The 12,619-nt window shown below is 70.1% G+C and carries 12 protein-coding genes; 3 read left to right on the top strand and 9 right to left on the bottom strand.

Annotated elements, in window-relative coordinates:
* Nucleotides 1-60 precede the first annotated feature (60 nt).
* From ABZS69_RS05215 to ABZS69_RS05175, 9 genes are all read right to left on the bottom strand, one after another.
* Nucleotides 61-870, bottom strand: coding sequence for an alpha/beta hydrolase (locus ABZS69_RS05215; protein WP_355366734.1), 810 nt, complete (start codon nt 868-870; stop codon nt 61-63).
* A gap of 22 nt (nt 871-892) precedes the next feature.
* On the bottom strand, nt 893-1,030 hold the full coding sequence (locus tag ABZS69_RS05210; protein ID WP_355366731.1) for a hypothetical protein: 138 nt from the start codon (nt 1,028-1,030) through the stop codon (nt 893-895).
* Nucleotides 1,031-1,034: 4 nt separating this feature from the next.
* Nucleotides 1,035-1,739 (bottom strand): DUF4097 family beta strand repeat-containing protein, encoded by a 705-nt coding sequence (locus ABZS69_RS05205; protein ID WP_355366728.1) that lies wholly within the window; start codon nt 1,737-1,739, stop codon nt 1,035-1,037.
* Nucleotides 1,740-1,829: 90 nt separating this feature from the next.
* Complete coding sequence (locus ABZS69_RS05200) at nt 1,830-2,729, bottom strand: cation diffusion facilitator family transporter (RefSeq protein ID WP_355366725.1); 900 nt, start codon at nt 2,727-2,729, stop codon at nt 1,830-1,832.
* 296 nt (nt 2,730-3,025) lie between these two features.
* Nucleotides 3,026-3,772: a class I SAM-dependent methyltransferase gene (locus tag ABZS69_RS05195; protein ID WP_355366722.1), complete on the bottom strand. Its 747-nt coding sequence runs from the start codon at nt 3,770-3,772 to the stop codon at nt 3,026-3,028.
* Between the two features lie 98 nt (nt 3,773-3,870).
* A complete protein-coding gene (locus tag ABZS69_RS05190; protein ID WP_355366719.1) occupies nt 3,871-4,494 on the bottom strand; it encodes a hypothetical protein in 624 nt (207 codons plus the stop codon).
* A gap of 158 nt (nt 4,495-4,652) precedes the next feature.
* Entirely contained in the window at nt 4,653-5,828 is a 1,176-nt protein-coding gene (locus ABZS69_RS05185) for a DUF418 domain-containing protein (RefSeq protein WP_355366716.1), read from the bottom strand.
* Between the two features lie 315 nt (nt 5,829-6,143).
* Nucleotides 6,144-7,814 carry a PQQ-dependent sugar dehydrogenase gene (locus ABZS69_RS05180; protein ID WP_355366713.1) on the bottom strand — a complete coding sequence of 557 codons (1,671 nt, stop codon included), beginning with the start codon at nt 7,812-7,814 and terminating at the stop codon, nt 6,144-6,146.
* Between the two features lie 436 nt (nt 7,815-8,250).
* Nucleotides 8,251-8,529 carry a hypothetical protein gene (locus ABZS69_RS05175; protein WP_355366710.1) on the bottom strand — a complete coding sequence of 93 codons (279 nt, stop codon included), beginning with the start codon at nt 8,527-8,529 and terminating at the stop codon, nt 8,251-8,253.
* 82 nt (nt 8,530-8,611) lie between these two features.
* On the opposite strand from ABZS69_RS05175, the gene ABZS69_RS05170 reads away from it, so the two are divergent.
* From ABZS69_RS05170 to ABZS69_RS05160, 3 genes are all read left to right on the top strand, one after another.
* The gene (locus ABZS69_RS05170) at nt 8,612-8,980 is read left to right on the top strand and encodes a hypothetical protein (protein WP_355366708.1); all 369 of its coding nucleotides are present in this window, start codon (nt 8,612-8,614) and stop codon (nt 8,978-8,980) included.
* Nucleotides 8,981-9,675: 695 nt separating this feature from the next.
* Entirely contained in the window at nt 9,676-10,236 is a 561-nt protein-coding gene (locus ABZS69_RS05165) for a CHRD domain-containing protein (RefSeq protein ID WP_355366706.1), read from the top strand.
* An 809-nt stretch (nt 10,237-11,045) separates the two neighbouring features.
* Entirely contained in the window at nt 11,046-12,551 is a 1,506-nt protein-coding gene (locus tag ABZS69_RS05160; RefSeq protein WP_355366704.1) for a serine/threonine-protein kinase, read from the top strand.
* Nucleotides 12,552-12,619 lie beyond the last annotated feature (68 nt).

The following is a 12,619-nucleotide window of genomic DNA, read 5'->3' as shown; positions in this document are numbered from 1 at the left end:
CCTCCTCGTAGGGTTTCCTCCACCCCAACACGCCGGGCCCGCGGGTGTCTTCCGCCGAGCTCAGCCGGTGAGCACCTTGCGCAGCACCACGGCGAACTCCTCGGTCCTCCCGATGAAGCCGCCGTGGTCGCCGGGGAACTCCGTCGGGGGCGTGCCCAGCAGCTCGGCCAGCGCCACGGAGGTCCGGTACGTGACCAGCCCGCCCGACTCGTCGCCGATGCCCACCACGACCCGGGCCGCAGCGGCCTTCAACGCGGCGACGTCGGGCACGTAGCGGGTGGTGCCGCGCAGCTCGTGGGCGAAGAAGCGGGCGCTGTCGGCCAGCATCTGCTCCGTCGGCTCCCCGGGAGGCCCGGCGGGGGCGCCCTCGTCGCCCTCATCGAACCCGGCGGTGGCCATGAACTTGGCGAAAGCCGCCCAGACGCCGTCCCGATGGTAGGTCGCGATGATGTCCTCGGTCCCGGCGCGCTGGTCGGCGGCGTCGGGGAGCAGCTCCAGCGAGGGCGGCTCGTGCGCGACGAGCGTACGGACCCGGCCGGGATGCCGGGCCACCAGCGCCAGCCCGGTCACCGCGCCGCCGCTGCTGCCGAACACGTCGGCGCTCTCGGCGCCCAGGGCGTCCAGGAGGAGCGCCAGGTCGTCGGCCCGCAGCTCGGGGGTGGAGTCCTGCGTGGGGTCGTCGAGCACGCTGCCCGAGATGCCCCGGGGGTCGTGGGTGACCACCGTGTAGTCGCCCGCCATCGCCTCGGCCAGCGGCGCGAAGTCCGCCGCGGCCATCGGCGCCCCCGTGATCACCAGCACCGGGCCGGAGCCGCGGACCTCGTAGCGCAGGCGTCCACCCGGGATGGCGAGGGTGTGCGTGGTCGTCATGGAAACCTCCAGTCGTTCACCGTCACCGGTATGACTCCCGCCGTCGGCGAAACTCATCGGCCGGATCGACGAGGATCCTGGTGGTGTCCTGCCCCGGCTGGAACCGGGCGCGCTGCCTGCGGTCCTTGGCGGCGCGCCTGCCGTCCTCGATCCGCCGCACGACCTTACGGCGTGGCGACCTCCAGATCGCCGGAGTCGCTGGAAACCTCGATCGTGCGCGGCGCCGAGGCGTCGGTGGCCGCCGTGATCTTCTTGTCGCCGGAGTCGGTCTTGGCGACCACCTTGTACGGCCCCTGCGGCACGCGGACCGTGATCCCGCCCGAGTCCGAGGTGCCCACGACCTTGTCCGGCTGCGCGGTGAACGCGAGCTCGGTGTCCCCCGAGTCGGTCTCCGTGACGACCCGCTTGCCGGACAGCCCGGTGGCCGCGATCATCCCGGAGTCGCTGTGGACGTCCACCTCGCCGGACAGGTCCTCCAGCGTCATGTCCCCGGAGTCGGTGCTGACCTTGACGCGGAGCCCCTTGGGGATCTCCACCTTGTAGTTCACGTCGCAGGACGCGGCCCCGCTCCCCAGCCCCCAGGTGCGGGGGCACTTGTAGGTCAGGGCGAGGGTGTCGCCCTGCACCTCGTGGCTGGTCTCCGGCTTGTTCTTGCGCCAGACGAGATGCTCGGTCACGTGGATGCCCTGGCGGTCGGACTCCACCACCTCGACATTGCCGGAGTCGGCCTGGACCCTGATGCCGGCCACCTTGTCGCCGACGTCGTAGGACTTCGTGTCCTCATCGAGAGGGCCACCGAGGCCGCACCCGGCTAACACCGCGGCGACCCCCACCAGCCCTGCGATCATGCCCGCTCTCTTCATGCCCATGAGGCCTAAGTGTGGTTCACCGGGCCCTGCCGGGGCGTCGGGGAGTTCCCTGAGCCGTCCCTGAAGGCGCCCCTCAGGGATGGGCGGACATCACCAGCCGAGCTCGTCGCAGCCGGTGTGGTTCGCGGGCTCGACCTGGAGGGTCGCGTGGGCCACGCCGTGGCGGCGCAGCAGCAGGTCGCGGGCCTGGTCCAGGATGGCGTGGCTGTCGTTCTGGTCGATGGTGACGAGGTGGGCGGTGGCGACGTTCATGCCGGAGGTGAGGGTCCACAGGTGCAGGTCGTGGACGTCGCGTACGCCGTTGATGGCGGCCAGGTCCTGCGCGACCGCTCCGGCGTCCATGCCTTCGGGCACGTGCTGGCCGAGCACCGCGAAGACCTGACGGCCGAGCGAGATCGCCCGTACGGCGACGAAGACGCCGATGACGAGGGCGACGACGGTGTCCCAGAACGTCTGACCGGTGGCCATGATGAGCCACCCGGCCACGATGACCCCGATGGACCCGGCCGTGTCGGCCACGACCTCCAGGTAGGCGCCCTTGACGTTGAGGCTCTCGGCGGCCCCGGCACGCAGCAGCAACAGGGCGACGAGGTTGACGACCAGGCCGACGGCGCCGACGACGAGCATGGGACCGGAGGAGACCTCGGCCGGCCTGCCGATGCGGCCGACGGCCTCGGCGACCACGTACAGGGAGACGCCGAGCATCACGATCACGGCCAGCAGGGACGCGAACACCTCGGCCCGGTAGGAGCCGTAGCTGCGTCTTCCCGTGGCGTCGGGCCGGGTGGCGATGCGGGTGGCCACCAGCGCGGCGCCCAGGGTGACGACGTCGGCGGCCATGTGCCCGGCGTCCGACATCAGCGCCAGCGAGCCGGAGATCAGGCCGTAGGCGAGCTCGACCACGAAGAAGGAGCCGATCAGGGCGAAGGAGGCCGCCAGCCGCCACCGGTGCCGGGCACCCGCGTGCCCGTGTCCGTGCCCGGCGCCCATCAATGGGACACCCCGGACTGGCTCTGCCCGGACTGGCTCTGCCCGGACTCGCTCTGGCCGGTCACCGCGACAGCTCCCCGTCCAGGAGCGCCACCAGCAGCCCTGCCACCCTGACGGCGCACCCGTCCACCGACAAGCCGCGCTCACCTGAAGAGCTATTCATATAAACAACGATAGCCCCACGAGGTGATCCCCTCGTCAAGAGGAACTCTTCTCCGAGCGTCCCTTCTCAAACCTGACCGCCCGGAGGGCTCCGGCCCGGCCGCTTCCGCGAGCCGGGCCGGAGCCTGCGGAGCTCAGCGCTTCATGAGGGCGAACACGCCCCAGCCGAGCAGCCGCCGCTGGAAGCGGACGTACCGCAGCGGCTCGCGCGACAGCTCGGCGCGCAGCTCGGGCGCGAGCTCGTCGTCGGGGTTGGCGTCCAGCCAGGTACGCAGGTTGCGCCACTGGGCGGCGACGTACCGGTCCCAGCTGTCCTCGTCGGCGAGCACCATCTCCACGACGTCGTACCCGAGCCCGTCGAACAGCTCGAACAGGTCGGGCAACGTCCCGAAGTCGTCGCGCGAGGTCGCGTGGCACGCCTCGACGGCCTCCTGGCCGGGCGGCTCGGCACGCCAGAACACCTCGCCGATCAGCATCGTGCCGCCCGGGCGCAGGCTGCGCTCCAGCAGCGCGACCGTGCCGGCGGTGCCGCCGCCGATCCAGGTCGCCCCGACGCACGCCGCGACGTCGACCGGCTCGCCGGCCACGTACGTGGCGGCGTCCCCGTGCGTGAACGTCACCCGCCCGCCGACGCCGAGCTCGGCGGCCCGCTCGCGGGCGGCGGCGAGGAAGACGGTGCTGATGTCGACGCCGGTGCCGGTGATCCCGTGGTCGCGGGACCAGGTGCACAACAGCTCACCCTTGCCGCAGCACAGGTCGAGCACGGCGGCCCCGGGCCGCAGCCCGATCGCCGCGCCGAGCGTGGCCAGCTTCTCAGGGGTGAACGGGTTGATGATCCGGTGACTGCTCTCCCGGATGGTGAAGCTACGTGACAGATCCAAGGTCGTGAGTCCTTACGTGTGATGGCTGAATAACCGGGACGGTCAGCTCATCGACACGCATAAAGCAACTCCTCCGTCACGCGATGGTGATCGCGACCCTAGCCCTCCGTGGATTTCGGCGGCAACCGGATTTCCCCGTGCGCGTCGAGGAGGTCCAGGTAGCCCTCGACGGCCTCCCACAGGTGGTGCTCGGGGTAACGGCCCAGACTGCGATGCCGCCGGCGCCACTGCCTGTCCCAGTACGAGTCGCGTACGGCACGCAGATGGTCCAGCGCCCCCTGCAGTTCCCCGGCGGATGGGGCGGCACCCTCCTGAGGCCGGGGTGCCATCTCGTGCACCCGGTCGAAGCGGCGCTCGGCCAGCGCGTCGAGCACATCACGATCGGGCCCGTCCAGCGACCAGAACCGCACCGGGTCGTGGATGCGATGGTTCTCCACCGGGTCGAGGTGCGAGCGCCACCAGTAGGCGACTCCGCCCTTGTCCAGCTGGAGGAAGTCGACCAGCCACGCGGTGCCAGGAGGGTGGGAGCCCCAGGTGACCTCGTCCGGTGGGAGGTTCAGCACCAGGACGATCTCGAGGTGATCGATCGGGTCGGCGCCCGCGAGCAGGTCGCCGAAGACGTACGCGGCGCGCAGGAACGGCTCGTCCGCCGGCACGCGCCTTGTCTGCTCGCACGCCTGGGCGAGCTGGCGCAGCCTCTCCACCGCTCGCCGGTAACGCATCCTCCGACTGCCTTTCTGTGCCGGGCTCGCGACCAGCGTACGTGCTCCCCACCCAGCCGAAGCCGCCCCCGTCCCTTGGCAGAGCCGCCCCCTGCTGAAGCCACCGCCGGGCCCCGCCAGCGCCCCCCGGCCGCCAGCTCACCCCCCGGGCCACCAACTCACCCCCGGCCATCAGATCGCCCCTCGGCCACCAGTCGCGCCTCTTTGCCTTCAGCCGTCACAGGCGCTGCCCCCCGGCCCTGGCCCGGCGCCTGATAGGCCCATTGCCAGGCCAGCTCCAGCGGCCCGCGGCTGAACCGGCGCAGCCACAGCGAGGACAGCACCATGAACAGCACGCAGATCCCGGCCCACGCCACCGGCACCCACCAGGGCCGCAGCCCGTCGAGCCGGCCCGCCAGCCCCAGGCCCCAGCCGTAACAGAGGACGCTCGCCGCCAGGTTCTGGAAGACATAGCAGGACAGCGCCGTCCGCCCGACGTTCGTGATCCCCCTCCTGAGCACGCCCGGCGCACTCCGCATGCCGAGCACGATCGAGGTGATCAGCCCCAGCAGGCCGAGGGCGACCAGCGGCGCCAGGAGGTAGCGGTCGACGGCGAACCAGGCGGGGCCCGCGAACGAGGTGGCCAGATTCAGCGGCACACCGACGCCGAGACCGACGACGATCAGCCTTCTCCGCAGACCCGCGCCGTGCTCCTCGAAGACGCCCGCGCGCAGCAGGCGGGCGCCAAGGAGGAACAGGACGATGCCCATGGGGATGATGAACACCAGCTCCGCACGGAAGACTGGGATGTACCGCAGGCGGAAGGCGACCTGGTCGAGCCAGCTGTCCTGGGGGTAGCTCAGGGTGCCGCCGCCGCCCGGGCCCACCATCAGAGCCGCCGTGACCAGGGCCACCACGGTGACGTGCAGCGCTCCCGCCGCGACCATCCAGGCGGTGACCGCGCGACGACTCCTGCCCACCAGATACGCCACGATCATCGAGGTGATCGCGTACCCCATCAGCACGTCGAACTCGAAGACCAGGACGTAGTGCAGCGCCCCCTCCGCGAACAGCAGCGTCGCACGCCAGAGATACCTCCCCGGCCACCGCAGGCCCCGCCGGACGGCGCTTCGGTACTGCAGTTCGAGGCCGACCCCGAAGAGCAGCGTCAGCAGCCCGAGGAACTTGCCGTTGGACAAGAACCGCAGGAACGTCTCCACCACACCGGCGCTGCCGCCGAACTGAAGGAACTCGGCAGGCCCGCCCGGGGCGGTGAAGATCCAGATGTTCGTGCCGAGCGTCCCCATGATGGCCACGCCACGCAACACGTCAAGCGCATCGATACGTCTGGTCACACCATCAAGCCTGGTGGCGCGACAACCCACCGCCGTCGTCCCACCGGGCGAAATGAGCCGTACATCGATCGATGTACGCCTTTACATCTTTGGTCAACCCCAACGCACCAGCACACGGCCATCCGCCCCACGCCACAACACCGCCAGGCCGCCAGCCATCCCGCGCCACGGCCCCTCAACTGCCGCGCCGCCAGCCGCCACGCGCCATGGCACCGCCGCGCCATCGAGCGTCACGTGCCACGGCACCGTCAGCCCCACACCCCGGTTGTCCCACGCCACGGCACCGCCAACTACCATGCCCGACCGGCCACCAGGTCAGGAACTGGTGCACTGGTATCCCGAGGGAGTCTGGGTGTTGCCGTCGGGGCGGCTGGCCTGGAAGCCGAACGTGGTGCTCTGGCCGGGCGCGAGCGTGCCGTTGTGCCCGGCGTTCCGAACGGTGACGGTCTGGCCGCTCACGGACAGCGTGGCGTTCCAGGAGCCGGTGACGGCGTGCCCGCTGGGCAGCGTGAACGTCACCGTCCAGCCGGTGGTGGCGGAGGTGCCGGTGTTGGCCACCGTGACCGGCTGGATCACGTAACCGGTGCTCCACTGGGTCTGGGTGGCCGCCGTGGCCGTGCATCCGCTGGTGCTCCCGCCTGTGCCGGTGGTGACAGCGACCGTGTTGGACACCGGCGACAAGTTGCCGGCCGCGTCGCGGGCGCGGACCTGGTACCGGTAGGCGGCGCCGGCGGTCAGCCCGGTGTCGGTGAACGAGGCGGTCGTCGCGGTCCCCACCTGCGTGAAGGCGCCACCGGACGAGCCTGGCGCGCGCAGGACGTCGTAGCCGGTCACGCCGACGTTGTCGGTCGAGGCGGTCCACGTCAGCGTGGTGCCGGTGGAGGTGGTCGCGGAGGCGGCCAGGTTGGCGGGGGCGGTCGGCGGGGCCGTATCGGTGCCGCTGGTGGCCGGCGGGATGCGGATGATGCGATCGTCCTGGGCCACCGGTGTGCCGCGGCCGTCCCGGTTGCTGGTCGTCACCCAGAGCCAGCCGTCCGGTCCGAGCGCGACCGCGCGGAGTCGCCCGTACGTCGACTGGAGCTCGGCCAGCGGCGTGCCGGGCGTGCCGCTGCCGGTCAGCGGCACCGTCCAGAGGCGCTGGCCGCGCAAGGTCGCGGCGAAGAGCGTGTTGTTCGCGTACGCGAGCCCGCTCGGCGACGCCTCGGCGGTCGTCCAGGTGACGATGGGGTTGCGGAAGGAGGTGTTGCCGCAGTTGCCTTCGCAGGTGGGCCAGCCGTAGTTGCCGCCCGCAACGATCTGGTTGATCTCGTCCCAGGTGTTCTGGCCGAATTCGGCGGCGTACATCCTGCCTTGGGAGTCCCAGGCCAGGCCCTGCACGTTGCGGTGGCCGTAGCTCCAGACGCGGGATCCCGCGAACGGATTGTCCGAAGGTACCCCGCCGGTGGGTGTCATGCGCAGGATCTTGCCTGCGGGGCTGTTGAGGTTCTGGGCGTTGCTGGTGTTGCTGGCGTCGCCGGTTCCCAGGTAGAGCATGCCGTCCGGGCCGAAGGCGAGGCGTCCGCCGTCGTGGATGGTGGCGCTCGGAACGCCGGAGAAGATCACCGTCTGCGTCTGAGGGGCGCTCAACTGGAACCTGACCAGGCGGTTGTCCCCGGCGGTGCTGGTGAAGTACGCGTACACCCAGCCGTCCCTTGCCGCGATGCCGAGCAGGCCGCTCTCGCCGGAGGCGCTCACCCCGTTGACGGTGGCGACCTGGGTGGGCGTCTGGCCGGGCCGTACCTGGAGGATCCGCCCGGTGTTCCGCTCGGAGACCAGCGCGCTGCCGTCCGGCAGGAACGCCAGCCCCCACGGCACCTGCAGGCCCGTGACGGAGACCTCCGCCCGGGAGAAGTCGAAGCCCCCGACCACCTGCGCGCGTGCCTCTGGAGCGCTGACGATGAGGGCGATCAGGGTCAGGATCAGGGCCGGTACGACACGGGCGCGCATGACGGACTCCTTGCCGGGGATCACCGTGTGCGGACTCCAGCACCGTAGGCATCCAAACAGCGGGACCTCAAACATCACGCCCCGCGCGCCCCGCCCATCTGCGACGACAGCCACGCGTTCGCTGAAACTTTCAGCAGCAACAAGAAACTCCATGTACAGCCGAGGCCCCCGTGACGAAACATGTTCAACCCACGTTCCAAGGCCGACCCGGCCCTCACTCAAAGAGGCACCAACGAGGATTACGAGATCGGATCCCGAGACTCGTACACCCCCGACCCTCTGGGTTTCGTGAGCGCCGCGGCACCTGACGGGCTCGTGGGCCATGGGCCGTGCCCGTAACCTGGAAGAGGGGAACGGACGCTCGCCGGTCGCTCGCGACCAGTACGCGGGAGACGGGTGAGCAGACGCGCACTCGGGGGGTGAGCCCAATGAGGCTTCACGACGTCTGGTTCGCAGGCACCACAGCAGTCGCGATGACAGCCACACTCTTCACCAGCACACCAACGACGTTCACCAGCACACCAACGAGGCTGACCAGCACACCAACAGCACTGACCGGCGTACCCACGGCGTTGACCGGCACGCCGACGGCGCTGACCGACGCACGGACGGCGTTCACCAGCACACTGACGACGCTGACCGGCACGCCAGCAGCACTGACCGGCACGCCAGCAGCACTGACCGGCACAGGCACTCTCGCGGCGTTGACCCGCACGCCGACGACCACAGGACAGGCGGCTGGGGCGCGGCTCGCGCAAGAGTGCACCCCTCCACCACTGCCAGGCAAGATCGTGGACGTGAACCTGTTCGATACGACGGGCGCAGCACCCATGCGCCTGACCGTGAAACCGGCCAAGGTCCCACCAGGCACCGTGTCACTCCGCGCGTCCAACACCGGCACAATCGCCCACGAGGTAGTCGTACTGCCGCTCGCGGCGGGCCAGGCCATCGGAAAGCGCCCCGTAGAAGCCGACAACCGCGTGAGCGAGGCGGGCTCCCTCGGCGAGGCGTCCCACAACTGCGGCGAGGGCAAAGGCGGGGGCATCGCACCCGTGTTCAGCAGTTGGGTAACGCTGACCCTGAAGCCTGGACGGTACGAAGTGGTGTGCAACTTCGCGGGCCATTATGCCGGTGGAATGCGCGCGGAACTCGACGTCACCCAGTAACCCACACACCAACTGCCAGCCATCCCACCAGGAGCGACCCAGGCAACATCGGCACCCCACCTGGGACATGCGTCGCTCGACACCCACTGGAAAACGCACTGCTCGGTGCCCCGCCTGGGATATGCATTGCTCGGCGCCCGATCCCGGAGCGCGTTGGCCGGGTGCCCAACTCGAGTAACACGCCCTTCCCCGCCCACTCTGGAAACAAATCCCTCACCGCTCACCCTGGCAACACGTCACCCACCGCTCACCCTGGCAACACGTCACCCACCGCTCACCCGGAAACGTGCCGCTCACCGCCCACCCGGGAAACGTCCTGCCCAGCGCTTCACCCGCGTAGAGCCGGTGCTGTCACCCCTTCTCCCGCCTCTCGACCGGCCTTCGCCCGCCCACCTCTCGCGCCATCTCTCGCCCCGCCCACCTCTCTCGACCGCCTCTCGCCCACCCACCTCTCGTGCCCGTCATTCGCTCGCCGGCTCGTACAGACACTCGCCCGCCCGCCCGCCCCCGTCCGAGCCATGCGTGGGATCGCCATCGCCGCATCGCCGCCGTGTTCTGGTCGGCCCTCACCGGAGTCTGTGACGCTGATCACCCCTGCCACCTATGCGGATTTGTCCACAGAAAACCGGATGCATCCTCACTAACGTCCTGCCGTGTCCGAAGAGATCCGTAAGACAAACCGGAGGCAGGTCCCGATGAACACCCTCAAGCAGATCAACAACGGCCGTATCGAGTGGCGGCGCGTGGCGGCCGGTGCGGCGCTGGCCGCCACCGCGGCTCTGACCGTCATCTCGGCACCGGCCGGCGCAACCTCCGTGGCCGCAGCCCCTGCCACGTTCACCACCGCCAAGGTGACCAGCGCGGCCAAGACGTACTACTTCTCCGCAGTCCTCCTCGGCAAGAACGAGGTGCGTGAGGCGGGCAAGAAGGTCAACGACCGGAACGGCCTGGCGGCGGCGAAGTTCCGCATCAAGGGGGACCGCCTCTACTACTTCGTCCAGTGGAAGAAGGTCGCCAAGCCCACCGCGTTCCACATTCACCGGGGCAAGGCCGGCAAGAACGGCCCCGTTGTCATCGACCTGCTGTCCAACGGCACCACCCGCGGCAACACGAGCACCGGCTCCGTCCGCGTCAAGGACACCAGCGTGCTCAACGGGATCAAGAAGTACCCGAAGAACTGGTACGCCAACCTGCACACCGCCGAGTTCCCCGACGGCGCGGTCCGCGGCCAGCTCCACGGCGCCCACCACTGGTAAACCGCCAGGTCACCGGCCGCCACAGATCGTCATCGAATCGGATGCGGGGTGTGCACACCCGGGGGAGCCATCACAGCGCGAGGGACATCGGCCAGGGGGAGCCGCCCATCGAGCCAGGCGGCAGAAAGGCCGCCAGGTCGAGGTAATTCAGCGCGCACCCCGCGATGTCGGCGGCGGCAACGACCATCTGGAGCAAGATCTCGACCCGATGGCGAATGGCACTGGCCGATGTCCCACCGCTTCCCCCAACCCCGCACCCCTAACGGACCGCCGTGGACCGCCGCCAGGCGAACGGCGCCCGCCAGCGTCCGTCTGCTCCCCCGCTCCTGGTCCTCTTGGAGCGCCGTCGGGTGAATGGTGCCCCTGGTGTCTGGCCGCTTCCCCGGCCTGGCCGCCTTAGACCGCCGTTGGGCGAACGGCGGTCGCCGGTGTCGGCTGGCTTCCCCGCCCCTGGCGACCCTGGACCGCCGTCGGGCCGACCGGATCTAGAGACCGGAGCTGGGAGAACACGGAGCTGGGAGGCCGGAGCTGGGAGAACGGAGCGGGGGAGGTCGGGGCAGGGAGAACGGAGCGGGGGAGGTCGGGGCAGGGAGAACGGAGCGGGGGAGGTCGGGGCAGGGGAGACTGGAGCTAGGAAGAGCAGCTCGAGGGCGGCCTGGGCCAGGTGTTCAAGGGCGTCATATGACCTTTGATCGACATTCCCTGACGCTCGCGATCCGTTCGCTTACTATCTGATATGCCCGTGCTAAGCCATATATCGACAGGAGGCGACGAATGGTCGCGGAGTCCGAGACGTCGGTAATGGCACGGTGACGCTCCTCTCAGGCCGCTATCGGCTGCTTGCGCAGCTCGGCCAGGGTGGCATGGGCACCGTCTGGCGGGCGACGGACGAGCTCCTCCGGCAGGAAGTGGCCGTCAAGGAGGTCAGGCTCCCGTCCGATCTCGACGAGGAGTCGCGGGCCGAGCTGACCGAACGCACGCTCCGCGAGGCGCGTGCCGCGGCCACGCTGCGTTCCCATCCGTCCATCGTCACCGTGCACGACGTGGTCCTCGACGACGGTCGGCCGTGGATCATCATGGAGCTGGTCCGCGGTCGCTCCCTCGACCGGGTCGTACGCGACGACGGCCCGCTGCCGCCGCACCGCGTCGCCGAGATCGGCCTGCGGATGCTCGACGCCCTCGCGGCCGCGCACGCGTCCGGCATCCTGCATCGGGACGTCAAACCCGCCAACGTCCTGCTCACCGACGACGGACAGGTCCTGCTCACCGACTTCGGCATCGCGACGATCGCCGGGGACACGGGGCTCACACAGACGGGGATGCTGACCGGCTCGCCCGGCTACATCGCCCCGGAACGCCTGCGTGGCGAGGCCGACGGCCCCCTCGCCGACCTGTGGTCGCTCGGCGCCACACTCTTCACGGCGGTGGAGGGCGGCCCGCCCTTCCCCCGCCCGAACGAGGCCGCGGTCCTGGCCGCCGTCCTGATGCAGGAGCCCGCCCCGTTCCGATTGGCCGGCCCGCTGGCGCCCGTGCTGGCCGCGATCCTGGAGAAGGACCCGGTACGTCGCTGCTCCCCGGACGAGGTGGCCGACTGGCTGAGGGCCATCTCGCGAGGCGAGACCACGAACGTCCCGACCTCGCCACGGATGCGCACCATGCCGGGCACGGGCCGCCCGCCGCGGCGCCGCGGCGTCCAGGTCGCCGTGGGCGCCCTGCTCGCGGTGGTGCTGCTCGTGGCGGCGGGGGTGGTGGTCGTGCCCTACCTGTTCCCGAACGTCATCCGCGTACTCGGCGCCATGCTCGCGCCCCGGGTCGCCTATACCTACTCCCCGTCGATGAGGTTCAGCTCGTCGCCGGAGGCCACACCGGTCATCTCCCGCGACTTCGAGGCGTGCGATCTGCTGACCAGCGCCCAGACGCGCTCGCTGTTCGGCGGTCCGATGAAGCGCCAGTTCCTGATCGACTCCGTCTGCACCTGGAGCGGGACGAACACGACCTCTCTGAACGTCACGGCGTCTCGCCTGCCGAGCGCCTCGGCGGCCAACATGATCCATGATCAGATGGTCAAGTTCATGAAGGACGAGCCGAAGCGCAACGAGAAGACCAAGGTCCGCACGGGGCCGAAGGTCGGTGACGAGGCGTTCAGCTACACCCGGGCGGTGCCCGGCTGGCCGTCGCAGGTCTACGAGACAAAGGTCTCCTTCCGGCTGTCGAATGTCACGGTGTCCATCAACGTCAGGGCCCGGCGACCCGGCTTCGGCACCGCCGACCGAGCCGCCAAACTCGTCGCCACCGCCCTCAACAAGTACCGCTGACACCCGCCCCCGCCGGACCGCGCCGCCCGCCTCCCTACGGCCTGCCTCCGAACGATTCGCGCATCTCC

The sequence above is a fragment of the Nonomuraea sp. NPDC005650 genome, from assembly GCF_040605375.1.
GTDB lineage: Bacteria > Actinomycetota > Actinomycetes > Streptosporangiales > Streptosporangiaceae > Nonomuraea.
Note: the sequence above shows the minus strand (reverse complement) of the source record. Positions and strands in the feature narration are given on the sequence as shown.